Source organism: Tessaracoccus luoxuelianae (assembly GCF_055326245.1).
The window spans coordinates 322,876-345,854 of record NZ_JBUZNO010000003.1 but is presented as its reverse complement, the minus strand read 5'-3'; the positions used below and the strand labels follow the sequence as shown (position 1 = coordinate 345,854).

23 protein-coding genes and 1 tRNA gene are annotated in these 22,979 nt (G+C 68.4%); 16 read left to right on the top strand and 8 right to left on the bottom strand.

What is annotated here, in order from left to right; all coding sequences use genetic code 11:
* Positions 1 to 12: 12 nt before the first annotated feature.
* From ACZK39_RS06620 to trxB, 4 genes are all read right to left on the bottom strand, one after another.
* Positions 13 to 1,317, bottom strand: a complete 1,305-nt coding sequence (locus ACZK39_RS06620; protein ID WP_370585652.1) for an aminotransferase-like domain-containing protein — start codon at positions 1,315 to 1,317, stop codon at positions 13 to 15.
* Between the two features lie 96 nt (positions 1,318 to 1,413).
* Positions 1,414 to 1,980, bottom strand: coding sequence for a hypothetical protein (locus ACZK39_RS06615; RefSeq protein WP_182781111.1), 567 nt, complete (start codon positions 1,978 to 1,980; stop codon positions 1,414 to 1,416).
* Positions 1,980 to 2,297: a thioredoxin gene (trxA, locus tag ACZK39_RS06610; protein WP_182781110.1), complete on the bottom strand. Its 318-nt coding sequence runs from the start codon at positions 2,295 to 2,297 to the stop codon at positions 1,980 to 1,982. The genes ACZK39_RS06615 and trxA overlap by 1 nt, the downstream gene beginning before the upstream one ends.
* 65 nt (positions 2,298 to 2,362) lie before the next feature.
* Positions 2,363 to 3,298 carry a thioredoxin-disulfide reductase gene (gene trxB / locus ACZK39_RS06605; protein ID WP_182781109.1) on the bottom strand — a complete coding sequence of 312 codons (936 nt, stop codon included), beginning with the start codon at positions 3,296 to 3,298 and terminating at the stop codon, positions 2,363 to 2,365.
* A 132-nt stretch (positions 3,299 to 3,430) separates the two neighbouring features.
* Between trxB and ACZK39_RS06600 the strand changes: the two genes are divergently transcribed.
* The gene (locus ACZK39_RS06600; RefSeq protein ID WP_182781108.1) at positions 3,431 to 3,775 is read left to right on the top strand and encodes a hypothetical protein; all 345 of its coding nucleotides are present in this window, start codon (positions 3,431 to 3,433) and stop codon (positions 3,773 to 3,775) included.
* 5 nt (positions 3,776 to 3,780) lie between these two features.
* On the opposite strand, the gene ACZK39_RS06595 is transcribed toward ACZK39_RS06600, so the two are convergent.
* From ACZK39_RS06595 to ACZK39_RS06585, 3 genes are all read right to left on the bottom strand, one after another.
* Complete coding sequence (locus ACZK39_RS06595) at positions 3,781 to 4,707, bottom strand: enoyl-CoA hydratase/isomerase family protein (protein WP_463612887.1); 927 nt, start codon at positions 4,705 to 4,707, stop codon at positions 3,781 to 3,783.
* A 75-nt stretch (positions 4,708 to 4,782) separates the two neighbouring features.
* Positions 4,783 to 5,790 carry a sugar-binding transcriptional regulator gene (locus tag ACZK39_RS06590; RefSeq protein WP_459055659.1) on the bottom strand — a complete coding sequence of 336 codons (1,008 nt, stop codon included), beginning with the start codon at positions 5,788 to 5,790 and terminating at the stop codon, positions 4,783 to 4,785.
* A 73-nt stretch (positions 5,791 to 5,863) separates the two neighbouring features.
* On the bottom strand, positions 5,864 to 7,171 hold the full coding sequence (locus ACZK39_RS06585) for an MFS transporter (protein WP_463612918.1): 1,308 nt from the start codon (positions 7,169 to 7,171) through the stop codon (positions 5,864 to 5,866).
* Positions 7,172 to 7,250: 79 nt separating this feature from the next.
* Between ACZK39_RS06585 and ACZK39_RS06580 the strand changes: the two genes are divergently transcribed.
* The 13 genes from ACZK39_RS06580 (at position 7,251) to ACZK39_RS06520 (ending at position 18,956) form a co-directional block, all read left to right on the top strand.
* Positions 7,251 to 7,323, top strand: a tRNA-Ala gene (locus tag ACZK39_RS06580).
* A 147-nt stretch (positions 7,324 to 7,470) separates the two neighbouring features.
* Complete coding sequence (locus tag ACZK39_RS06575; protein WP_527252182.1) at positions 7,471 to 8,673, top strand: site-specific integrase; 1,203 nt, start codon at positions 7,471 to 7,473, stop codon at positions 8,671 to 8,673.
* A gap of 70 nt (positions 8,674 to 8,743) precedes the next feature.
* Positions 8,744 to 8,980 carry a BrnT family toxin gene (locus ACZK39_RS06570; RefSeq protein WP_182781069.1) on the top strand — a complete coding sequence of 79 codons (237 nt, stop codon included), beginning with the start codon at positions 8,744 to 8,746 and terminating at the stop codon, positions 8,978 to 8,980.
* Between the two features lie 10 nt (positions 8,981 to 8,990).
* Positions 8,991 to 9,233, top strand: coding sequence for a hypothetical protein (locus ACZK39_RS06565; RefSeq protein WP_182781068.1), 243 nt, complete (start codon positions 8,991 to 8,993; stop codon positions 9,231 to 9,233).
* Positions 9,234 to 9,372: 139 nt separating this feature from the next.
* Positions 9,373 to 9,543 carry a helix-turn-helix domain-containing protein gene (locus ACZK39_RS06560; RefSeq protein WP_463612917.1) on the top strand — a complete coding sequence of 57 codons (171 nt, stop codon included), beginning with the start codon at positions 9,373 to 9,375 and terminating at the stop codon, positions 9,541 to 9,543.
* Between the two features lie 189 nt (positions 9,544 to 9,732).
* The gene (locus ACZK39_RS06555; RefSeq protein ID WP_182800328.1) at positions 9,733 to 10,050 is read left to right on the top strand and encodes a hypothetical protein; all 318 of its coding nucleotides are present in this window, start codon (positions 9,733 to 9,735) and stop codon (positions 10,048 to 10,050) included.
* Positions 10,051 to 10,712: 662 nt separating this feature from the next.
* Positions 10,713 to 11,306 (top strand): hypothetical protein, encoded by a 594-nt coding sequence (locus ACZK39_RS06550; RefSeq protein WP_463612885.1) that lies wholly within the window; start codon positions 10,713 to 10,715, stop codon positions 11,304 to 11,306.
* 51 nt (positions 11,307 to 11,357) lie between these two features.
* Positions 11,358 to 11,654: a nucleotidyltransferase family protein gene (locus ACZK39_RS06545; RefSeq protein ID WP_182781064.1), complete on the top strand. Its 297-nt coding sequence runs from the start codon at positions 11,358 to 11,360 to the stop codon at positions 11,652 to 11,654.
* A gap of 604 nt (positions 11,655 to 12,258) precedes the next feature.
* Complete coding sequence (locus ACZK39_RS06540) at positions 12,259 to 12,885, top strand: hypothetical protein (protein ID WP_463612884.1); 627 nt, start codon at positions 12,259 to 12,261, stop codon at positions 12,883 to 12,885.
* Positions 12,886 to 13,330: 445 nt separating this feature from the next.
* A complete protein-coding gene (locus tag ACZK39_RS06535) occupies positions 13,331 to 13,855 on the top strand; it encodes a hypothetical protein (RefSeq protein ID WP_463612883.1) in 525 nt (174 codons plus the stop codon).
* Complete coding sequence (locus ACZK39_RS06530; protein WP_463612882.1) at positions 13,852 to 16,095, top strand: MMPL family transporter; 2,244 nt, start codon at positions 13,852 to 13,854, stop codon at positions 16,093 to 16,095. Before ACZK39_RS06535 ends, ACZK39_RS06530 begins: the two co-directional genes overlap by 4 nt.
* Complete coding sequence (locus ACZK39_RS06525) at positions 16,088 to 16,837, top strand: LmeA family phospholipid-binding protein (protein ID WP_463612881.1); 750 nt, start codon at positions 16,088 to 16,090, stop codon at positions 16,835 to 16,837. The genes ACZK39_RS06530 and ACZK39_RS06525 overlap by 8 nt, the downstream gene beginning before the upstream one ends.
* Before the next feature lie 73 nt (positions 16,838 to 16,910).
* The gene (locus ACZK39_RS06520; protein ID WP_463612880.1) at positions 16,911 to 18,956 is read left to right on the top strand and encodes an SEC-C metal-binding domain-containing protein; all 2,046 of its coding nucleotides are present in this window, start codon (positions 16,911 to 16,913) and stop codon (positions 18,954 to 18,956) included.
* Between the two features lie 23 nt (positions 18,957 to 18,979).
* Here ACZK39_RS06520 and ACZK39_RS06515 read toward each other — a convergent pair whose 3' ends face one another.
* Entirely contained in the window at positions 18,980 to 20,320 is a 1,341-nt protein-coding gene (locus ACZK39_RS06515; RefSeq protein WP_463612879.1) for a protein kinase domain-containing protein, read from the bottom strand.
* Positions 20,321 to 20,636: 316 nt separating this feature from the next.
* Here ACZK39_RS06515 and ACZK39_RS06510 point away from each other — a divergent pair, with 316 nt between their 5' ends.
* Together ACZK39_RS06510 and ACZK39_RS06505 are read left to right on the top strand one after the other, a co-directional pair.
* Positions 20,637 to 21,179 carry a potassium channel family protein gene (locus tag ACZK39_RS06510; protein ID WP_463612878.1) on the top strand — a complete coding sequence of 181 codons (543 nt, stop codon included), beginning with the start codon at positions 20,637 to 20,639 and terminating at the stop codon, positions 21,177 to 21,179.
* Positions 21,180 to 21,506: 327 nt separating this feature from the next.
* Positions 21,507 to 22,946 (top strand): ferredoxin reductase family protein, encoded by a 1,440-nt coding sequence (locus ACZK39_RS06505; RefSeq protein ID WP_463612877.1) that lies wholly within the window; start codon positions 21,507 to 21,509, stop codon positions 22,944 to 22,946.
* Positions 22,947 to 22,979: the final 33 nt, after the last annotated feature.

The following is a 22,979-nucleotide window of genomic DNA, read 5'->3' as shown; positions in this document are numbered from 1 at the left end:
GATAACTCCTTGTCAGCTGAGGTCTGGGCCGGGCCCGGAAGGGCGGCGCCGGTCAATGGGGGAGGCCTCGATCCCGAAGGTGGTCATCACTTCGAGCTCGCGCCGCACGACGTCGGCGAAGCGCTGCACACCGGTCTTGATCCGGTCCGGCGGCGGGAAGCAGAACGACAACCGCACGTTGCGCGCGCCCTGGCCGTCGGCGTAGAACGCGCTGCCGGGCACGAACGCGACGCGCGCGTTGACCCCGCGGGGCAGCATGGCCTGCGAGTCCAGGCCTTCGGGGAGAGTGACCCACACGAAGAACCCGCCGGCCGGGCGCGTCCAGGTGGCGCCGTCGGGCATCTCCTCGGCGAGGCTGTGGAGCATGGCGTCGCGGCGCTCGCGGTACATATTGCGGTAGATCCCCACCTGCCCCTTCCAGTCCTGGGTGGACAGGTAGGTGGAGATGGCGAACTGGCTGAACACGGGCGGGCAGAGCGTGGCCGACTCCTGGGCCAGCACCAACTTCTCGCGGACGGCGTGCGGCGCCAGCACCCATCCGACACGGAACCCGGGGGCGAACGTCTTGGAGAACGAGCCCAGATAGATCACGTCGGCGTCCACCGAGCGCATCGCGGGCAGCGGCTCGGCGTCCAGGTTGAGCAGCCCGTAGGGGTTGTCCTCGACGACGAGGATGCCCGCCTCCGCGCACACGGACAGGATCTCGAGGCGCCGCTGCCAGGGCTGGGTCTTGCCCGACGGGTTGTTGAAGTTGGGGATGGTGTAGAGGAACTTGATCCGCTTCCCCGCCTTCTTCAGCCGAGCCGCCGTCTCCCGGAGCGCCGCCGGGTCCAGTCCGTCGTCATCTGAGGAAACGTGCACCACCTCGGTCTGGTAGCTGAGGAAGGTGCCTAGCGCGCCCACGTACGACGGCGACTCCGCCAGCACCACGTCGCCTGGATCGCAGAAGATGCGCGTGACGAGGTCAAGGCCCTGTTGTGAGCCGGCGGTGATGACCACGTCGTCGGCGTGCGCGGTGATGCCCTCGAGCGCCATGACGTCGAGGATCTGCTCGCGGAGCACCGGCTCGCCCTGGCCGGAGCCGTACTGCATCACCTGGGTGCCGTTGGTGCTGATCATGTGCGCCATGGACGCCGCGATGTCCGCCAGCGGCAGGTCCTTGATGTTGGGCATGCCGCCGGCGAGGGAGACGATCTCGGGGCGGTTGGCCACGGCGAACAGTGCCCTGACGGCGGAGACCCGCATGCCGTTGGTGCGCTGGGAGTAGCTGTCGACGAACCGGTCCAGCCGGGTGTCGTGCCTCGAGTGCTCGCTCACGTTGTCTTACCTTGCGTTCGGGACGCGGCCGCCGTTGGCGACACGCGTTGAGCCTGCGCCCACCCTATCCGGTCCGGCCAGACTGGCCGCAGGACATCAGGGTGTGACCGCCGTCTCGAACTCAGTCAGCAGCGCCGCCAGGTCCTCCGTGGCGTGCTCGGTGACGGCGAGAAGGAGCAGGCCCGTCTCCTCCGTCACCCGCCCACACGCGGGAAGCGACGTGTCCACCGACAATCCGCACAGCGTCCCGCCGCCTCCCACCGCAGAGGCGTCCTCGACGCCGGCGTCCGCCACGTAGGTGGCCGCATCCTCCTGAGGCCAGGTCATCACGAAGATCACCTTGTTGACGCCGTCGGAGTAGTCCGCCCGGACGATGCGCTGATTCTCAGGTGCCGGGCCATCGCTCGCGGTGACGTCTCCCCGGACGAGATCTCCCACCTGGACCGGCGGGTCCATGATGAGCGTCGGTGACGGAGCGTGGGTGGGAGACTGCGAGCTGCCGGTCGCCCCGCCCAAACCCGCGCCGATGAGCCCGCCAGCCACCACGAGGGCGGCGGCGATGGCCGGCCCCAACAGCCGTTGCCACCAGGGGGCGGGCGGCTGTGTGGTGTCGTCGGAGACGGCCGTCCAGGCGGCGCGGGTGGGGGTTGGGCTGCTGCTCATCAGAGCAACTCGTCGATGGCCTTCTTCAGGGCGCCCTTGGTTTTCCCGCCCGTCAGTGACTTGGCGACGCGCCCGCCCTGGAAGAATTGCAGTGTGGGGAGGCTGAGGACGCCCTGCTCGGCGGCGAGGCCCGGGTTGGTGTTGGTGTCCACTTTCACGAACTTCACGTTGCCGTACTCCTTCGAGAGCTCCTCGACGATGGGTGCGATCTGCCTGCACGGCGCGCACCAGTCCGCCCAGTAGTCCACCACGACGAGCGTGTCTGCCATGAGGACCTCGTCGACGAAGGTCTTCTCCGTCACGTCGGTGACTGCCATGGTGCTGCCTCTCAAGAATGGGATAGGTCAACAGAGTCTATGCGCCCGGCCCCGCGGGACCGGGATCAGTCCTCGAGCGCCTGCAGGTACTTCTCGGCGTCGAGTGCCGCCGCGCAGCCGGTCCCCGCCGCGGTGATGGCCTGCCGGTAGGTGTGGTCCACGAGGTCGCCGCAGGCGAAGACGCCTGCAACGTTGGTGGCGGTGGTGCGTCCGTCCACCAGTACGTAGCCCTCGGCATCGGTGTGCACCTGGTCCTTGACGAGGGCCGAGCGGGGGTCGTGGCCGATGGCGATGAACACGCCCTGGACGTCGAGGTCCCGCAGCTCGCCCGTGTGGGTGTCCTTGAGGGTGATGGATTCGACGGACTTCGTGCCGTTGATGGTCTCGACCACCGAGTTCCAGGCGAACTCGATCTTGGGGTCACGCATGGCGCGATCCACCATGATCTTGGAGGCGCGCAGTTCGTCGCGACGGTGGACGATGACCACCTTGGAGCCGAAGCGGCTGAGGAACGTGGCCTCCTCGACGGCGGAGTCACCGCCGCCGATCACGGCGATGGGCTTGTCGCGGAAGAAGGCGCCGTCGCAGGTGGCGCACCAGGACACGCCGCGGCCGGACAGGCGCTCCTCGTCGGGGAGGCCGAGCTTGCGGTAGCCCGATCCCATCGCGAGGATGACGGACTTGGCGTGGTACTCGGTGTCCTCGGAGTCCTTGACGATCTTGATCTCGCCGGTGAGGTCCACTGCGGTGGCGTCGTCGGTGATGAGGATGGCGCCGAAGCGCTCGGCCTGCCTGCGCATCTGGTCCATGAGGTCCGGGCCCATGATGCCCTCGGCGAAGCCGGGGAAGTTCTCCACCTCGGTGGTGTTCATGAGGGCGCCGCCCCCCTCGAACGATCCCTCGAAGATCACCGGCTTGAGGTTGGCGCGGGCGGCGTAGATGGCCGCGGTGTAGCCGGCGGGGCCGGAGCCGATGATGATGACGTCGTGCACGGTGGGCATGCTTCTCCTTCACGGGGGCGGTCAGCCGCCACCATCGTAGTGTGCTCCTGGCGGAGATGAGGCGGCCGCGTCGAGTATACCCCCAGGGGCATACGGTGCCGTTCGGGTGCTGTCAGGAGTAGCCTTCGCAGCATGAGTGAGGAGCTGTCCCGGGACGAGCTGCACGCCGCCCTCGAGGTGCGCCGCGAGATGGGCACAGAAATCGAGCCGGCGCTTGTGGATTCATTGGCGGCGAAGGTGGAGGCCACCGTCCGCCGTCGATACGAGGCCGAGCTCGCCGCCACCAAGGCGCAGTCGGCGGCGGAGCGCCAGGGCCAGGGAGGCCGCCTCGCCCTCGCGATCGTGTCGCTCGTGATGGCGATCCCGCTGACGGCGATCGTCCTGCAGTTCGGAATCGCGGCGCTGCTCATGGTGTGGGTGGGCATCGTGCTGGTCAACGTCGCGATGGCCTTCAAGCCCCCCGGCACCGGCCGCTAGGGTCGTCAGTACTCGAACGCCCGCGCCACCTCGTCCAGGGGAACCTCCTCCAGGGAGGCGTGCCGCCAATGCGGGGCGTTGTCCTTGTCCACCAGGAGCGCCCGCACCCCCTCGACGAAGTCCCCTGAGGGGATCACCGTCTCCGCGAGCCTCAGGTCCTGCGCCAGCACCTCGCTGAGCCTGAGCGAGCGGGCGCGCACGATGGCGCGCGCCGTGACGTGCACCGCGAACGGGCTGCGGGCGCGCAGTTCGCGTCCCGCGGCGCGGGCCTCGTCCGCGGGGTGGTTCTCCAGTTCCCTGATGATCTCGAGGACATCCTCGGAGGCGTAGCACTCGTGGATCCAGGCGGCGGACTCGTCGAACAGGGGAGCCGGGAGGTCGCCGTCGGCCGACTCGTCGGCCAGCCCCATCAGAAGCGCGTCACCGCCGGTGAACGTGGCGGAGGTCAGGGCCACATGCTTGCCGACGGCGCCCGCCCGCGACAGCTCATACAGCACGCCGGCATCCGGCACGAAGCCGATCTTCGTCTCCGGCATGGCCATCACCGTGTCCGCGTAGACGATCCGACGGTCCACGTGCGCGCCGATGCCGAGCCCGCCGCCCATCGAGACGCCGCGCAGGAAGGAGGTGACCGGCTTGGGGTAGTTGGCGAGCATCATGTCCAGTGCGTACTCGGTCTCGAGGTACTGCAGGAACGGGCCGCCGTCGCGGACCAACTGGGCCAATGCCCGCACGTCGGCGCCGGCGCAGAACCCACGCTCGCCGTTGCCCGCGAGCTCCACTGCCGTGACCGCATCGTCGTCGTGCCAGGCGGTGAGCGCGTCGTACATCGCGTTGAACATGTCCTCGGTGAGGGCGTTGATCGCGCGGGGCCGGTTGAGGGTGATGCGGGCGATCCCGTCCTGCACCTCGGTGACGATGAATTCAGACATGGGGGCCAGCCTAAGTGAACCCGCGGGGGGCTGTCTGCCGGGAGTGGAGCAGCGTCTCGGCGTCCCGGCGGGCCTTCACACCACGCGGATGCCGGGCTTCATCCTGTTGAGGACCGCGCGGGCCGTCTCGGCGTCGATCACGAGGTCCGTGGCCACCCCGGCGCGGAGCGCGCCCAGCACGGGCGCCGCCTTCGACAGGCCGCTCACCACGCAGATCCGGCGGGGCACCGTCTGCAGCTCGGCCGGCGTCATGCCGGTGGCGCGCCTGTTGATCTCAAGGTCGCGGTAGGAGCCGTCCTCGCGCAGCATGACGGTGCACACGTCGCCCACCACGTTCTGCTCGCGGAGGTGGCGCAGGTCCGTTTCGCTCAGGTAGTTCGACGAGTACACGTGGCTCTGCAGCTCCGAGTGGAGGCCGCCGACGCCGAACAGCGCCACCCGGCAGTTGGCGCGCACGGCCAGGATGTGGCGGGTGCTCTGCTCGCGCCACATGGCTTCCTTGGTGGCGGGGTCGTCGAAGAAGGCGGGCAGGGCAAGCAGCTGCTCCTGACCGCCGAAGGCCTGGGCGAACTTGTGCAGGATGCTGCCCACGTACGGCAGGCCGGTGGTCTGATGGTTGGCGCCGCCGTTGAGCCCGATGACGGTGACGCCGGTCAGGTCACGGGGGTGGAGGTGGGTGGCGATGGCCGAGACGGTGGTGCCCCACGCGATGCCGACGATGTCGCCGTCCTGCACCGCGTTGCTGAGGAGGCCGGCGGCCATCCGCCCCACCTGGTCCAACCGGAAGATGCTGCTGGCCCCGGGGCGGACGTGGACGAGGTGTGCGGTGACGTGGAAGTACTTCTCGAAGAGTTCGGCCATCCGGTTGAGCGGACGGTCGGGATCCACGATGGAAACGCGCACCAGGCCGCGATCCCGGGCCTCCTTGAGAAGCCGCGACACCGTCGATCTGGAGACCCCGAGGTGGTGCGCGATGGCGTCCATCGTCTCGGATTGGACGTAGTACATGCGCGCCACCGTGAGCAGTGAGTCGCTGGTGCGGTTGACCACTCGCCCCTCCTTGGACTCGTCGTACACCGTCACCGGCAAGTCTAGACCAAGCTGTGCACGAACGTGCATCCTGGTTGCGCGAACCGTGCAGCCGAGGGCGGAGGGCTTACCGCCCCCGCGACACTTCAGGCAGCCGCCACCCCCACCACGCGCCCAGGATGCCCAGGCCCGCCAGGAACAGCAGCGCCCACACCACCCCGGCCAGCGCCAGCAGCGTGCTGATCCCGCCGACGATGAGCAGGATCACGCCCATCGCCGTGTTGGACACCGCGACGTAGACGGTCCGCATGTCGCCCTCTGCCATGTCGACGACGTAGGTCTTCCGCCCCACCCGCACCCCCGTGTGGAGGAGGGTGAGCAGGAAGTAGCCCGTCACCAGGACGACGGTGCCCCACGTCGACCCGCCGTCGAAGCCCGGCAGCGACACCACCGCAACCAGCACGAGAACCACCACAGACGCCGCGGCACCCGCGAACGACATCAGGGTTCTGCTGGAGCGGTCGGCCAGCCGACCGAAGATGCGGCCGCCGATCAGCGACGCCACCCCCGAGGCGAGCACGAAACCACCCAGGCCGGTCAGCGTGTCCGTGCCCTCCGTCGCGGACAGGGTCACGACGAACGGGGGGCTGAGGGCGGAGACCAGGAGGAAGCTGCGGGTGGTGACGAAACTGCGGAACTCGCGGTCCGTGCGAAGCAGTTCGAGGACACCGGTGGGGGAGCCGTCGGCCGTGGCTTCGGGCGCGCCGTCGTCGGGCTCGCGGAATCCCGCCTGGACGACGGCGGTGGCCAGCCAGAGCGCCGCGGCCGCGGCCAGCATCCACGCCAACTGGCCTGCGGACAAGTCGTCGCCGGCGAAGATCCGGATGGCAAGACCCAGGGTGATGGCGACGATGCCCGCGGCCGTGGTGCCCAGACCGTTGATCTGCCCCCGCTCGCCCTTCGGGATGGTGCGCCCCTGCACGTCCTTGGACGCGATCGACGTCAGGCAGCGGCCCAGGGAGAACACCGCGAGGGCGGCGACGATGGCGAGCCCAGCCGCCAAGCCGGAGCCGACGGCGCCGGTGAGCGCCATGGCCGCCACGGCCACCGCCTGGATCAAGGAGCCGACCACCAGCACCCACTTGCGGTGCCGGACCCGCATCACCAGGGGCGTCAGGAACGCCTGGGGGAGCATGGAGCCGGATTCGCGGATGGGCACCAGGAGGCCGATCAGCGCGGTGGGCGCGCCGAGTGCGTTCAGCAGCCACGGCAGCACCGTCGACGGCTTGACGATCTGATCGCCGGAGGACTGCAGGGCGCTCGCCACCACCTGCCGCAGCCCGTTGCCCGCGACGTGCTCTCCCGCGCCTCCGGGGAGGGCGCGCTCGGCGTCGAGGTCGCGGTGGAGGAGAGCGGAGTAGAGGCGTTCGGACATGCTCACGTTCCGACCCTAGATCAGCCCGCCTGCGCGGGATGCTCCGGGGCGCGTGCTGCCCTATACTTGCCGTCGATTCGGGGCATTAACTCAATTGGTAGAGTGCCACCTTTGCAAGGTGGAAGTTAGGGGTTCGAGTCCCCTATGCTCCACGGCCGAACTCCCTAGTCAAACGCTCTTGACTAGGGAGTTTGTATGTTTCACCTTGGACTCAAGTGTCCTCAGAGGGACACAAGAGAGCTTTCGCATTGCACGTTCGATGCACGCGCTGAGCGCGTCTGGGCCGGGTTCCTACAGCCATGAGACGTTTTGGACTAGTCCGGAAGCTGCCAAGCCAGCGCTATCAGGCGTCCTTCGTGCATCCCCACGACCGGGGTAGACGTGTGACGGCACCAGTCACCTTCTCGCACAAGAGCGACGCGGAGCATTGGCTCAGGATGCAGGAGCGGGCCATCGAGCGAGGAGAGTGGCTCGCGCCCGAGGAAGTGGAGGCTCGGCGGCCGACGCTGCGAACCCTTCAGGAGACCTACGACCGGTTCCTGGCACAGCGCCCGCGGCCGTTGGCTCTGTCCACGCTCACCGCGTATGAGCAGGATTGGCGGTTGCGGATCGTTCCCCACTGGGGGGCCGAGCGTGACGTGAAGACCATCACCCACGACGACGTGTGGCAATGGCGCCAGGGCCCGCTGGGTGCTGAGCGCCGCCGCGACCGGTCGTCGTTGGCCTTGTTCAGTGAGTTGCTGGCTAAGGCGGCGCATTGGGGATGGATCGACAAGAACCCCGCCGCCGGCGTGGGCATTCCGCGCCAGACGAAGGCGATGGAGCAGCGTCACGTGTTCGACCTGGACGACGTCCGACGCTATCTGCAGGCCGCCGAACCCCAGCATGTGGCGATGTTGGCCACGGTGGCCCTGGGCGGGTTGAGATCCGGTGAAGTCCGGGGTCTGCGTCGGATGGACCTCGACCTTGAGGGGCGGCGGATCCTCGTGCGCCAGGCGATCGAGCATGGCAAGGACGGCACTGCCCACCGCGTGGGTGTGAAGGTTCCCAAGACGGCGGCCGGCATCCGCTCGCTGCCGATGTCGACAACGTTGGTGACGATCCTGCGGGATCACCTCACGTTGCATCCGAGGTCGCCGGAGCAGCTCGTGTTCACCGTCGCGGATGGCAAGCCGATGGGGCCGGCCGAGGCCGACCGGAGGCACAACAGGGCGCTGGCCAACATGGGGTTGCGGACCCCGGAGGCGGAGCGGCGCCGATTGTGGCGGAAGGGTCTACCGGTGCCGACGGAGGACCACATCACGTTGCACGACCTTCGTGCTTCGTACGCCGCGTGGCTCTTCAGCGAGGGGTACACGAGCGCGGAAGTCCTGCTCTTGCTGGGGTGGAGCGACTCGCGGATGGCGCTTGAGGTCTACAGCCGTGTCTTTCCACGCCGGGTCGAGAGCGTCGGCCCCAAGCAGGACGAAGCGCTCAAGGGCCTCACAGTCGTCGTGGCATGAGGCCCCCGATCGCCTCTCTACGTGTAAAGGCTCCCTTGACGAGGGCAGGATGTAAAGGTAATCTTTACACATGGAGATCCGCGGTTCGGCGCGCAAGCACGGGATCACGGATGCAGAGATCGAACATGCTTGGCACCACGCCATAAGGCTCGTCGAGTATGAATACAACGGTCAGGAACGCCTGTTGGTGATCGGGGCTGACCAGCACGGACGCTTGCTGGAACTCGTTGCTGTGCCTGCAGATGAACCGACTCGGATCATCCACGCTGATCGACTACGACCGAAGTTCTACGACTACCTGAGGTGAGGTGAACGCCATGACCATCAAGACACACAATGACTCGACCGGGCTGGACCAGCTAGACGTCCGTACGAACCCAGCCCGCGACGCCGCGCACTTCCGCCGGATTCTCGCTGCCCGGAAGGCGGTGGCGGAGGCCGAACAGGAACTGCGAGAAGCAGTACACGAGGCCCGCGAGGCCGGCGACTCCTGGACCGTTATCGGGGCCGCGCTCGACACCACCCGTCAGGCTGCCTATCAGCGCTTCGGTCGCGACTGAACCGTCGCAGTTCAAATGGCCCCTCTCACGCTGGGTGTCGGCCGTGGGGGTTCATAGGGGTATGAGCGAGAGGATCCTTGATGAGCACCCGTAACACCTCAGCCCCCACACCGAGAGCGGGCGCGCGCGGTGGGCCTCCCTGAATGAAGCCGCTGAGTACATTCGTGTTCATCCCAAGACCTTGACCCGACGCTTCAGCGACGGTTCCCTGATCCGGTACCGAGTTGGACGCCGGGTGATGGTCGATTTGGACGAGCTGGACGAACTCGTGGTCACGAGCGCCGGCGGCCTCAAGACCCTGGCCGGGTGACCGCATTGCGGGCGTCGGCTTCGTGGGCACAGACCCTCGAGGTGGGGCGCTTGTTGTCCCAATGTAGTGCCGCTCCCCAGTATTGGGGTTTGTGGCTCATCACAATCCACGGTGTAGTTGAGGCCTGAACCGCCGGTCTCGAAGATAGATCGGGCGGTTCATTCCGCGCAAGGCAAGTCCATCCGCAGCATGGCCACGGAGATAGGTCTCCTCGACTTCTATCGGCAGGCTTATCAGGCTTATCAACAGGCCAGCGGCGTCGCGCGCTCCGAGGGGTGGTCGATTGAAGCCCACGCGATGGAACGGTGCCTCAACGTCCTACGCGGCCTGCACCTCATCTCGAGCCTCTCGCTCAGCAGGGGCGGCAACGTACAGCTCGGAACTGCATGGGGCGACCAGTTCTACTCACTGATCGGCACCGCCTTCCGCCTCCTCGACACCGATGAGCGAGCGGTCTCCTCGGCGCTTTCCTGGCTCAAGGAGTCGGAGACCGTGGAGACAGCCTGATCTCGCACTCGGCTTCGTGACGTGGAAAGGGGGAGTTGTGCCCGCTCATCAAGCATGAGCGCGAGAGCCGGCTCATGGCTCTCGGCTGTCGCGGGCGGTTCTTGAGGCTAACCGAGCCCGCGAGGGTGGTGTGGTCAGGGGCTACAAGCAGCAGCAGTTCGGGTCGCGGGACAGAGCGGATCGGGACGCTGTGCGCGTGGAGGAGGAGAAGCCAGAGCCGGTTGTGTGGTGCCGGGAGTCCGCGAATCGTCTGGCTGGTAGCACACTCGCAGCACGGCGCTGCCTTCTCCTCGGTAAGCTCCTAGTCAGCAGCGTTTAGACAGGGGTTCGAGTCCACTATGCTCCACTGTGCGTTTCCCTTAGTCAGGCGCGTTTCATATGGCTGATTCGGGCATTGCACTTTCGTGGGTGCGTCACCCCGCGCCAACTTCCGCAAGGTCGGGCACCGTGTGCGCTCGCCCCGGTGCGGAGGGCCTGCCGTGTGGCCCGACTCTGGGGTTGTTCGGCGGATCTGGTGCCGACTACGCCATCAGATCTGCCGCCGGAGCGCTCGTCGCCCGAGACCGGCTCCGCGTGGGTCTGCGCTGATCAAGTCGCCGGCATGAGGGACAGACAAGCGCGTTCGTGCGGAACTGTCGGACCCACCCTGCATGATCGTCAGTATGGGCGACGCCGACATTCCCGAACTGACCGAGCCCGAGAGGGCCGGCTGGAAGGCGCTGGGCTCCTCGTACCGAGCCCTCGCAGAAGCGGCCGCGAAGGGTGACCTCACCGAGGAGGATGTGGGGGCGACGCTGGCCCAGACAGGCCAGATCGAGCTTGACCCGGCGCGGTTCACGGACGCACTCCACGTCCCCGAGGACGCGGGCGCTTACGCCGAGGCGTTGGAGGGTCTGTTGCGACGGATCCCGGACGGGTGGGGCCGGTGGATCTCCTGTGACGCAGGCTGGTACCCGCTGATCGTGGACTTGGACGCGGCAATGGCCGCGATCTGGCCGACGTACGTGGTTCAGCAAGTGAAAGAGAAGTTCGGTTCCCTGCGGTTCTACTTCGACGCCGAGGGCCTTCCGCTCGAAGATCCCAGGCATCGGCGACTGGATGCGTTGCTCCGCGACGCGGAGGAACGTTCATTGCGGACCTGCGAGGTGTGCGGGGCCGACGCGGTGCTTTGCAGGCGGCGGGGCTGGCTGAAGACTCTGTGCGCGGGTTGCCGCAGACTGGAGCACAACCGTGGTTACGTGCCGGTTGCGGGCTGACCTTCAGCGTCCGCCGTAGACTGTTGGTGTTGGTTCGAGGGGAGGGTCGCTGTGGAGATCGTTGGTCCTGATCGCCAACGGCTGCGCGACATATGCCAGCGGTATGGGATCGCGTCACTGGAGGTGTTCGGGTCCGTTGCGCGCGGCCAGGCTGACGCCGACAGCGATATCGACCTGTTGTACACACTCGCCCCTGGTGCGCGTCTGGGTTGGGAGATCGAGGACCTGTCGGACGAGTTGGCCGTCGTGTTCGGGCGCAGGGTGGATCTGGTGGCGCGAAGGGCTCTACACCCTGCGTTGCGTGAACACGTACTGCTGGAGGCGGAGCCGGTCTATGCCGCGGCGTGAACTGCTGCTCCTCGGCGAGGCCGCGTCGCAGCTCCCGGAGTCAGTGAAGCAAGCGCACCCGGAGGTGAGGTGGTCGAGGCCCATGGACAATCCGATTCCGAAGCTGGTCGGTCGACCTCGAGGTGTTGATCGCTACCGCCGTCGACGACCTGCCGGGGTTTGTCGCCGAGCTGCGTAAGGTGGCGGCCGAAATCAGCGACGGATGACGGCGTGATCGAGTTCAGACCGTAGTTCCGTAGATTCGCGGTCCGGTATTCGTACTTTCGCGAGTCTCGCCTCCGCCTGGCCCAGTAGTGCCGAAGAATCGGTGATGACCCGCCCTGGTTCGGCGGATATGGTGCCGACTACGCCATCAGATCCGCCCCCGAAGCACGCATCGTCTAGGCCCGGACCTCGATGACCACGCCGGCCCCGATGGGGCACAAGGGCTCGGCAGGCTCAGGTGTTTTGTGAGATGCCTTGCCGCAAGGCTTTGAGTTGCCCAGCGACGAGCGAGCTTGGGGGTGGTCGCCGTCTCGATGCAGGATTGGCAAACCTATTCGTTTCTGCGAAGCTCTCTGTTGTGGGGTTGATGATGGTTTCCGAGGCGGCTGAGCGTCTTGGGGTGTCCACACGGCAGGTGCAGTATCTGGTCGCACAGGGAGAGCTGCGCCAATTGGCGCGAGGGGTCGTGGACGGGACCTCGGTGGAGCGGCTGGTGGCGGTGCGTGGCGGATCACATCAGCGGGCATGGTCTGAGTCCACGGCGTGGGCGGCGGTGTCGCTGCTGTCGGGTGGGCATGGGTCATGGTTGGGGCTGACGCAGCGGTCGCGTCTGAGGTCGCGGCTTCGGGGACTGACTGCGTCCGAGTTCGTGGAGCGTGCGCGAGCTCGTGCCGTCGTAAGGCGGTATCGGGCGCATTCGAGCGCGGGTCAGTACCTTCTCGGCTTGCTCGTATGCGCCACGGATGCCGGGAGGCAGCTTGGGCTGGCCGAGACCACCAGTATCGACGGCTATCTGGCGGTCAGCGAGGTCGAGGACGTGGTCCGTGCTCATGGGTTGATCCGTGACGACGAGGGTCGAGTAACTCTCCGCGCCACGGGGATGGATCTCGATATTGTCGGCGACCTCGCACAGCGCGGTGTTGTGTTGGCCGCCCTTGACTTGGCGGAGTCACTCGATGTGCGGGAGAGGCGGGCCGGCCTCGAGGCCCTGGACAATGCGCTGGGGGCCTTCCGTCGCACGACGTAGCTCGGCCCGTTCATGGCTGCCAGAGCGCGGCTGCGAGAGTCCGTGGAGGCCGGCGTCAGATCCGTCACCGTAGCCGCGTGGGGCCCCCGGATCATGACCAGTCGGCTGCCCGCGACTCCCGTCGCTCCCGCAACGCCGCGCCGAGGAACCGGAATGTCCATTCCTGGGCCAGTTGCCGTGTCGCGGCGAAGATGACCGGCACAATCGGCACCCCCACCGGGCACTCGGCCAGCGCCTAGGTGACCGTTGACGCCTCCGCGTGCCTGAGCTTGACGAGCGCCGAATAGCACCTCCTCGACGACGACCGCGGCCCTCACTGCCGTGTCGCGTCCGGGTCACGTGCTGATCCTGTCCGCAAACGCGGTGTGACTCGCGTTTGAGAATTACGATCGCAGTACCGCTAGGCCCATCGGGCCAGGTGACGGCCTCACCACGAGGAGGATCGATGACAGTTGACGATCGCGGGAGCGTCTCGCGCCGGGGTGGCAGCTCACTCAGCGGTGGGGTGATGCTTTTTATCGGCCTTCTTGCCGGGATTGCGCTGGCCGCGGCTGCTGGCGTCTTCCTGCTGGGCATCGGGTGGGCAACCCCGATCAAGGCGCAGTCGGTCATCAGCGCCAGCCCGTCGCCGTCGCCGTCGCCGACGGCGGACAGCTCGAGCACGGAGCCGGGTGAGGTGTCCGACGCGTGCGTGCGGGCGGCGGAGTACAACCTGGTGGTCGACGAGGCCATCGACGACCTCGCCAGGGGTGTGGAGGCGCAGGACGCGCGCACACTGCAGGAGACCCTGGACCGTCTGCAGGATGCCCGTGAGACGGCCGACGGGGCGTCCGAAGAGTGCCTCGCCCAGGCCGGGAGGACCCCACAGGCCGAAGAGTCCGCCTCTCCGGAGCCCAGCCTCAGCCCCACCGTCAGCGCCGACCCCAGCGTCAACTCGAGCGCCAACCCCAGCCCCAGCCCCACGTCATGACCGCAGCACCTGGGCCGGTCGAGGTGGAGCCGCGCCGCGGCTTCATGGCGACACTCTGGTACGGCTATGCCCGAGTAGTGGTCGCGCTGCGCTGGGTCATCGTCCTCGGATGGGTGGCGGCGGCCATCGCGGCGACGCTGTTTCTGCCGCCCATGCAGAGCACTGCCAATGACATCGAAGCGCTCGGGGCCGACGACGCCAGTTTCGCGGCGGAGCAGCGGTCGATGGAGCTGTTCGGAATCCCCCTCCTGAGTCGAACGGCGATCGTGCAGCGCAACCCCGAGGGCCTGCCTCCGTTGGTCCAGGCCGAAGCCGTCATGCGTGGCATCGCAGTCAGCCAGGGGAAGCACGACACGGAACTCCTCGGCGCAATCCCGGTGCCCAACGCCGAGGGCGCGTTTCCCGGCGCCGGTGAGCAGAACACCACCGTCGTCACCTTCGTCTTCGCGGACCCCGCGCTGGACTTCTTCGAGCAGACCCAGGTTGTCGAGGACTTCGCCGCCGACCAGCTCACGGACGCTTCCGACGGGTATGTGGGCGTCACAGGCTCCATCCCCGCGCGCGCCGCCCAGGGCAAGGTCCTGAACTCCTACGTCCACATCGTCGAGGCGGTGACCGTCCTCGCGGTGCTGACGATCGTGGCGCTCACGTTCGGCTCCTTGGCGGCGCCGGCCCTGACGCTGATCTCGGTGGGGGCGGCCGTGTTCGTCACGCTCGGCGTCTCCGGATGGGCCGCCACCGTCATGGACGTGTCGATCCCGGCCGACCTGAGGCCACTGATCGTCGCACTCCTCCTCGGCATCGTCACCGACTACTGCATCTTCTACCTGTCCGGGGTACGCAGCCGGCTCCGGGAAGGCCACGAACGCCTCGAGGCAGCCCGCCTGGCCACCGCGTCCGTCACGCCGATCGTCACCGTCGCCGGCGTCACGGTCGCGGCGGGAACAGCCTCGCTGCTGGTCGCCGAGTCCCCACTCTTCAGCGGGTTCGGGCCCGCCCTCTCGCTCACCGTCCTCACCGGACTCGTGGTAGCCGTCACCCTCGTGCCCGCCTTGCTGGCCATCCTCGGCCGCGCCGCGTTCTGGCCGCGAACCCTCATCGCCGAACCCGCGACCGTGCGCGCACGTCCTTCCCTCCTCACCCGGGCGGTCGCGCACCGCGGCTCCGCCTTCGTCCTCGTGCTGCTGTGCGTGGCCGGCCTGGGTGCCGCCGCCTACCAGGCGCGCAACCTTGACCTCGGCCTCGGATTCGTCCAATCCCTGCCGGATTCGACGAGCGCGCAGCGAGCAGCCGATGCGGCCAGCCAGGGCTTTGCTCCCGGCATCATCTCTCCGACAGAGATCGTGCTCGAGGGACCGGGAGTGGGGGAGAAGACCGACGAAGTCGCCGAGTTGGGCGAGGCCCTCGAGTCCCAGCCGGGAGTGGCCGGCGTGATCGGCCCCGGCGACCTCCGCGCCGCTGACGACGTCGGCGCCTTCACCACTGAGTCGGGCGACGCCGTCCGCTTCCTCATGGTCCTCGACAGCACGCCACTCGAGGCGACGGCGATCGACACGCTCAGGCAGGTTGAAGCAGCGCTTCCGCGGCTCGCCGCCGACGCGAACCTCGGCCAGGTCACCACCCACGTCGGCGGTGACACCGCGCTCGCCTCGGGCATCATCGCGGACACCACCAACGACCTCCTCCGCATCGGGCTCGTCGCGCTTGCCGTGAACCTGCTTCTGCTGGTCATCTTCCTGCGTGCGCTGATCGCCCCCCTGTACCTCCTCGCGTCGAGCGTCCTCGCGCTCGGGGCGACGCTGGGTCTGTCGGTGCTGTTCTTCCAGGACTTCCTCGGGCACGACGACCTCACGTTCTACGTCCCGTTCGCGGGGTCGGTGCTCCTACTGTCCCTCGGATCCGACTACAACATCTTCGCCGTCGGCCACGTCTGGCAGGAGGCCCGCAACCGGTCGATGAAGGACGCCCTCCTCGTCGCCACCCCGGAGTCGACCAGAGCGATCACCTCCGCGGGCCTGGCGCTGGCCGCCAGCTTCGGGCTCCTCGCCCTGGTGCCGCTGGGACCGTTCCGCGAACTCGGCTTCCTGCTGGGGGTGGGTATCCTGATCGACGTGTTCATCGTCCGAGCGCTGCTGGTGCCGTCACTGATCACGTTGGTGGGCCCGCTCAGCAGTTGGCCGTCAGGCATCCTGCAGCGAGAGCGAAGCACCCGCGTCAGGAAGGCGCGTGCGGATGCCTGACCAGTACCCAGCCCCCCAGGACGGCAACCACGCCTCCACGTCATCGTCGCGTCGACGCCTGGGTAGGCGGGTGCTCGACTGGGCCATCGGTGCCGTAGCAATGCTCGGCCTCGTGTTTCTCGCGCTGCTGCTGTTCTGGCTGTCGATCACGCGGCCGGCGGGCAGCACCGATGCCCCGACGCCCGCCGCGTCGACAACGGCACCCATCGTGGAACCCACCCCGCCTCCGGATCTCGCCGAGAACGAGGTCTGGCTCGGCGACATCTCGCTCGAGGCCGGCTCCGTCGTCGCCGCGGCAACGCCGCTGGTCGACGTCGTCGGCACCGGCACCGACGTCACGTCGGGGCCTGACGGTCTCGTTGCCCGCCACCTCGATCTGACGGCCACGGTCCCGTTCGACGTCGTGGCCGCGGAGCTGGGCCCGAACGCAACACTGAGCTCCGCCGGTGGGGGTGAGGTGCGCGTCGACACGCGGGTGGAGGCGCTGGGACGGAGCCTCCCCGTCGGGGCCACCGGCACCGTCGAGGCCGTAGGCGGCGAACTGGTGATCGTGCCGACTTCCATCGACATCGGGGGGCCTCAGTTCATCTCGGATCTGCTGGGGGGCGCGGTGCGGGAGTTGGTCACGATCGAGCACCGTATCGAAGGGCTGCCCGACGGGGTCGTCCTGCGAAGCGTGAAGGTGGTCGACGGCGGCTTCCGCGCCAACCTCACCGGAGACAACGTCCGCCTCGTCCAGTGAGGTCCGGGCAGGTGTGAGTTGCTCCTCCACCGACGAAGGGCACGGATGTCCGGCCCCGGATAGTGTGGCTGTCATGCCGATTTCTTCTCCAGAAGAGCTTCTCGCCGCCACGCGCGACCTCCTGATCGCCCACGGGCCCATGGACGAGGACGAGTTGCGGGAGCAACTTCTCGCGCTTGGCCTCACTGTGGACGACGAGGGGGACTGGTTCGAGGAGTTCCTCGTCGAGACCGATCCCCCGATCATGCCCGTCGCCGACCAACGGTGGGTGTGGCTGCCTGCGCTGCTTGAGGGGCGAACCTTCACCCATCGGCTCAGCGAGGCTGAGGTGGAGCACGACCTGCTCGCCACGCCGGGGGACCTGGCGCCGCTGGAGGTACTGATCGGCGACCCGCCGTACGACCGCTTCACCGACGGCGCGGACGCCGCCGTCGTGTATCCGTCCGACCCTGAGCTCCTGGACAGGGCCATCGATGCGGAGGTCGCGTCGGGGGCGATACTGCTCGAACGCGGGCGGCTTGCTGGGCTAGGGCTCGGCGTTGGTGACATCGTCGGAGTGAGGGTCGAGCAGGACGGCCTTGAGCTGCTGGCGGTGGGGGAGGCCTCGGGGATGAGCACCGGCCAGGCGTTGGCGGCCCTGGTGGGGGAGTCCCCGGATCGGCCGCATCTGATCGAGAACTCGGTGTGGGCGGTGTGTGCGGCCGACAACGACCTGCTGCGTCGGCCGGAGCTCCCGTTGGGTGAACAGCTCGAATCCTGCGGGGTGGCGCGCCGTGGCTCCCTGATCGCGACCGAGGGTTACGACTTCGACGCCGGGGAGGCCGAAGAGATTCTGCGCCGCATCCAGGAGGAGCATGACCTCGACGAATCGGAGGCGGTCGCCGTCGTGCAGCTGCTGCAGATCGTGGTCGGAATGACCCACGATCTCGACTCGGCCATGGAGACAGAGGAAGAAGCCCGGGAGTCGGAAGTCTCGGAGGCTCTGGCCAGGTGGGTCGGTCCCGCGGAGGGGGCCGGCGAGTCCGCGGGCCCTGGGCTCGAAGGCTTCGGGGCCCTGGGGATCGCGGGCGAGGGTGTCGAGGCGGCGGTGTCGCTGCTGCGGGACCCCGCCGTCGCGGTGGCCTTCCTCGACGAGGCTCTGGGCGTATTCGACGGGGAGCCCGTCGTCGTCGCTGCGCTGACGAGTGCGTGGGAGCCCGACGCTCCCCGGCCTGCGCGGGTCGCGTTGAGGTGGATGCGGGGGGTGGCCGTCGAGGAGATGGGGAACGTGCTTGGTGCCGAGGAGCTGTACCAACAGGCCGAGGCGCTCGATCCCTCGTGGCCCCCGGCGCTGCTGTCGCTGGCCGTGTGCGCCAGCGACCGAGGCGACGCGGCCCGTGGCATGTCCCTGCTCCGCCGCGCCGGCGCCGAGGACGACCCGCTCTACGGCTACCTGCAGCAGTTCCTGCCGGGGCAGGGACGGAGCCTGCCGCGGAACGCTCCGTGCTGGTGCGGCTCGGGGAAGAAGTTCAAGCAGTGCCATCTTCGGCAAGCGCAGCTCCCGCTCACCGAGCGCTGGAACTGGCTCTATCAGAAGGCGGTCGGCTACCTCATCGAGAAGGACACGCCGTTCATCCTCGAGCTCGCCGAGGCACGTGCCGAGCACTGGGACGGGACCGACGGGTTCGACCGGGCGCTGGAGGAGGGCCTGATCCTCGACGTCGCCCTGTGGGAGGGAGGCGTCTTCGCTGAGTACCTGAACCGTAGGGGCGCTCTGCTGCCCCCCGACGAGTTGCAACTGGCGCAGGAGTGGCTGCTGACCAGGCGGTCGGTGTACGAGGTGGCCTCGGCGATCCCCGGCAGCTCCATCACGCTTCGCGATGTCCGGACCGGTGAGGTCGAGGAGGTCACGGAGCTGGACTGGAGCCGTCGGGTCGAGGCGGGGGAGTACTACTGCACCCGCGTGGCCTCGACGGTGGCCGGTCTGAGTGTCTTCGGTGGTCTGGACCCTGTCGCAGCGTCGGAGTTGGAACCCGTGATGACACTCCTCGACGATGACGAGCCGGACACGGCGGAACTCGTCGAGTTCCTGTCGCGTCGCTTCGCCCCGAAGACGGATCCCACCGCCGCGACACTCTGATCCGCCCACCCCACGCGCCGCCTCTAGTTCTTCCCGGCCTGGGTTGGCCTCTCCTTCGCCTTGCCGTCGGATGGGTTGGTGGGCTTCTTCTCCTCGGACTTGCCGCGCGCCGGCTTGTCACCGTCGGCGGCGACGGGGGGTGCGGTGTCCTGGCCGACGGCGGATCGGGTGGAAGCCGGAGCCGGGGTCGGTGTCGGCGAGGTGGTCTCCGACCCGTCGGGCGTCGTCGAGGGCATCGTCGACGGCGATGGCACCGGCGAGGCGCTGGCAGCCGCGGCGGGTGAGCCAGCCACGGAGGTCCGCGGGTCTCCGGCGGGATCCGCGCCCTGAGTCAAGGCCATCGCCGCCAGGAGCGCGCTGGAGACAAGGACGCCAGCCGCCACCCACGGGGCCCTGCCCCGTGCCGGCCGGGACTTCGACACATGAGCATGCCGCGGCTCAGCGGGGGCGGTGCCCGCGCTCGGCAGCAACGCGGCTGAGCGGGTCATCCGAGCCGTGACCTCAGGCGAAGGGGACGCGGGGGTGGTCGGGGCGTCGCGCAGCGACATCTCGATGCTCCTCAGCCGGAGGGCTACCTCGGCGGCCGACGCCGGACGATCGTCGGGATCCTTGGCCAGCAGCTCGCTTATCAAGGCCTCCAGGGCTGCGCTCGCACCGGGGCGTCGCGTGCGGAGAAGTGGCGGATCAACCCGCACATGCTGGTGGAGCGCCCCGATCGGGTGCTCGCTCTCGAACGGGGGCCGCCCCGTCGCGAGAGTCATGAGGACACATCCCAGCGCGTAGAGGTCGCTCCGCTCGTCGGCCGGCGATCCGGCTGCCTGCTCGGGGGAGAGGTAGAGGGCGCTCCCGACGATGGTGTTGGTCGCGGTCAGGGCGGATGCGGCGGCCTGGGACAAGCGGGCCACCCCGAAGTCGACCACCTTCAGCTCCCCCGACGCGCCCAGCATCAGGTTGCCCGGCTTGATGTCGCGATGCACGATCCCCGCGCGGTGGGCGGCCTCCAGGCCGGCCGCCACCTGCGCCCCGAGACCGGCCACCTCCTCGTCCGGAAGGGGTCCTCGGGAGGCGACCAGCTGGGCGAGAGTCGGCCCCGGGAGGAGTTCCATCACGATGTAGGTCCATCTGTGATGGGTGCCGATGTCGAGGACCAACACAGTGTTCGGGTGCTGGAGTGCGGCCATGGCCACCGCCTCACGACGGAAGCGCTCCAGCGCCGAGGGGTCGGCCTCCCCCGCGGACAGCAGCTTCACCGCCACCTCGCGGTCGAGGACGGCGTCGTGGGCCTGCCACACCTCGCCCATCCCGCCGGAGGCGATCAGGCGCGAGAGGCGGTAGCGGTCTCCCAGAACAGCGTCAGCGTGCATGCCGTCGGATGTGGCGCTCGGCGCGGTCCATGTCGCGCATCGTCGCGTGGAAGAGGCCGTCCAGGTTCCTGTCTGTCACTTACCTCGCCTTCCAGTAGGTCTTTGACGCTGGCGCTATTTACCTACCCACTCAGCGGCGAGACGAAACATCTGTTCTCAGGCTCGCCTGATCCACGGAGGCGCTCCGGCGGTGGATGTGGAGCCGACTACGACACCAGATCCGCCGAATACGGAAGCGCACGGTGGCGGCAGGCAATGGCGACGGCGAAGCGGGCTGGATCCGATATTCGCGGCACCGTGTTCCTAGACTGACGCGGTGAACTGGCGCCTCGTGTTCAGCCGCATGCTCCTTCCGACGGCTGTGTTGACCTTCTACTTCGTGGTGCCCGTCAGCGCCAGTGACGCCCCCGTCGGGACGGTCCTCGGGTTCGTGGTGGGCGCCGTGTGCCTTGCTGCCGTCGCCGGGGCCGTGTTCAACGAGGTGCGCCAGGCCGCGAAGCGCCTCAGACCGGTTCACCTCCTGCTCGCGTTCGAGCTGGTGCTGGTGATCTTCTCCTTCGGGTACTTCCTGCTCACCGTCCAGCAGCCGGGGCAGTTCAACGGGCTCACCACCCGCCTCGACGCCCTGTACTTCTCGATGACGACGATGTCCACCGTCGGCTATGGCGACATCCACGCCGAGGGTCAGCTCGCACGGCTGCTGGTCACGGTGCAGTTGGTGTTCAACCTGGTGTTCGTCGCATCGCTGGTGAGCCTGTTCCAGGACCAGATCCGACGGGGCGGGGCCCGAGAGTGGCTGCGTCCCAGGCCAACCGGCTCCAAGCAGGAGCCGCCGGTGGAGGACGACGGCGCGCGTTGACTGTCGGAACGGCCGGAACGCGCGGGGTTGGCATCGGGCCTCGCGGATTGTGTCGCCGGTGAGCCGCGTCGCCGCCGGTGACCCCCGGCGGGTGGTGTCAGGATGATGACCATGAGCAACGCCGACACCACGTGCAGCTGAGTGGCGGATCTGGTTTCGACTACGGCCCCAGATCCACCACCTAGGCGAGGGGGTCACGGCTTCTGGTGAGTTCTCCGCATCGGCGGCGCGGGCGCGGGCTCATGGCTGACTCACAGGTTCGTGAGGCCGGTGTGACAGGTGCGCGCACCAGGGTAGGGGACAGCGACATCTAGCAGAGGACGCCCCATGACCACGCTCCTGGACCGGACACACGCCGGCCCGACCACCCGCCCGGCCCAGTCCACCCCGTCGGCGTCCCCACGAGGAACCCGGGCGCTGGTGCCGGGGTGGTGGCGCGACGTCGTCGGGATGGCCACCTGGGCCAGCATGCTTGTGGTCGTGGCCCTGTGGGTCTCCGGCGGTGGCGTGCAGGACCTGACCGGCTGGGCCTCGGGCCTCACCAGCCTCGGCCGGCTGACCGCGCTGGTGTCGTCTGACCTGCTGCTCATCCAGGTGCTGCTGATGGCCCGCATCCCGGTGGTGGAGCGCGTGTACGGGCAGGACGAACTCATCCGACGGCACCGCCTGGTGGGGTTCTGGTCCTTCTGGCTGATGACGGCCCATATCGTGCTCATCTCGATGGGTTACGCCGCGGCGGCCGGCCTCAATCCGTTCGTCCAGTTCTGGGAGCTGGTGGTGGATTACCCCGGCATGCTGCTGGCGACGGCGGGCACCGTCGCGCTCGTCATGGTGGTGGTGACCAGCGTCCGCAAGGCCCGCGGCAGGCTGCGCTACGAGTCGTGGCACCTGCTCCACCTCTACGCCTATCTCGGCGTCGGCCTCGCGCTCCCGCATCAGCTGTGGACCGGTCAGGACTTTCTCAACAGCCCCGTCGCGACGGTGTACTGGTGGACGCTGTGGGCCGTGGCCGCCGGTGCCATCCTCGTCTTCCGGATCGGCCTGCCCGCCTACCGCAGCGCTCTCCACGCCCTCCGGGTCGAGAGCGTCGAGCGGGAATCAGCCGACGTTGTGTCGGTCACCATGCACGGCCGGCACCTCGAGCGCCTGGACCCGCTGCCCGGCCAGTTCCTCAACTGGCGGTTCCTCGCCGGCCCCGGCTGGACGCGGGCGCATCCGTATTCGCTCTCGGCAGCGCCAGACGGCCAGAGGCTGCGGATCACGGTCAAGGACCTCGGCGACGGCAGCCGCGCGCTCGCCGACGTGAAGCCCGGCACCCGCGTCCTCATCGAGGGGCCCTACGGCCGCCTCCATCCCGGCATGCGGACCCGGCGGAAGGTCGCTCTCATGGCCTCAGGCATCGGGATCAGCCCGATGCGCGCCCTCCTCGAGGGCCTTCCGCAGGACCCGGGCGACGTCACCCTCCTCTACCGCGCACACGGCGACGAGGACCTCGCGCTGCGAGCCGAGATCGAGGAGATCGGGCGCGCCAAGGGCGCCCGGGTGGTCTACCTGCTCGGCCGGCGCGCGCCCGGCCGCGACACCTGGCTTCCCGAGTCCGCCGCCCACCTCACCGACGGGGAGGCCCTCCGACAGCTGATCTCCGACATCGCAGACCACGACGTCTTCCTCTGCGGCGCCACCGCCTGGATGGCCGCCGCCGCGGCGGCCGCTCGCGAATGCGGGGTGCCCGACGGGCACATTCACAGCGAACGCTTCAGCTGGTGACCCCAGCCCTGACAACACGGCACTGACAAGGAG

Coding starts and splice junctions, on each gene's coding strand:
- ACZK39_RS06505 (WP_463612877.1), top strand. CDS start 21,507: ATGACCACGCTCCTGGACCGGACACACGCCGGCCCGACCACCCGCCCG.
- trxA (WP_182781110.1), bottom strand. CDS start 2,297: ATGGCAGTCACCGACGTGACGGAGAAGACCTTCGTCGACGAGGTCCTC.
- ACZK39_RS06600 (WP_182781108.1), top strand. CDS start 3,431: ATGAGTGAGGAGCTGTCCCGGGACGAGCTGCACGCCGCCCTCGAGGTG.
- ACZK39_RS06575 (WP_527252182.1), top strand. CDS start 7,471: ATGAGACGTTTTGGACTAGTCCGGAAGCTGCCAAGCCAGCGCTATCAG.
- ACZK39_RS06515 (WP_463612879.1), bottom strand. CDS start 20,320: ATGCACGCTGACGCTGTTCTGGGAGACCGCTACCGCCTCTCGCGCCTG.
- ACZK39_RS06570 (WP_182781069.1), top strand. CDS start 8,744: ATGGAGATCCGCGGTTCGGCGCGCAAGCACGGGATCACGGATGCAGAG.
- ACZK39_RS06555 (WP_182800328.1), top strand. CDS start 9,733: ATGGCCACGGAGATAGGTCTCCTCGACTTCTATCGGCAGGCTTATCAG.
- ACZK39_RS06525 (WP_463612881.1), top strand. CDS start 16,088: ATGCCTGACCAGTACCCAGCCCCCCAGGACGGCAACCACGCCTCCACG.
- ACZK39_RS06615 (WP_182781111.1), bottom strand. CDS start 1,980: ATGAGCAGCAGCCCAACCCCCACCCGCGCCGCCTGGACGGCCGTCTCC.
- ACZK39_RS06595 (WP_463612887.1), bottom strand. CDS start 4,707: ATGTCTGAATTCATCGTCACCGAGGTGCAGGACGGGATCGCCCGCATC.
- ACZK39_RS06535 (WP_463612883.1), top strand. CDS start 13,331: ATGACAGTTGACGATCGCGGGAGCGTCTCGCGCCGGGGTGGCAGCTCA.
- ACZK39_RS06520 (WP_463612880.1), top strand. CDS start 16,911: ATGCCGATTTCTTCTCCAGAAGAGCTTCTCGCCGCCACGCGCGACCTC.
- ACZK39_RS06530 (WP_463612882.1), top strand. CDS start 13,852: ATGACCGCAGCACCTGGGCCGGTCGAGGTGGAGCCGCGCCGCGGCTTC.
- ACZK39_RS06565 (WP_182781068.1), top strand. CDS start 8,991: ATGACCATCAAGACACACAATGACTCGACCGGGCTGGACCAGCTAGAC.
- trxB (WP_182781109.1), bottom strand. CDS start 3,298: ATGCCCACCGTGCACGACGTCATCATCATCGGCTCCGGCCCCGCCGGC.
- ACZK39_RS06585 (WP_463612918.1), bottom strand. CDS start 7,171: ATGTCCGAACGCCTCTACTCCGCTCTCCTCCACCGCGACCTCGACGCC.
- ACZK39_RS06550 (WP_463612885.1), top strand. CDS start 10,713: ATGGGCGACGCCGACATTCCCGAACTGACCGAGCCCGAGAGGGCCGGC.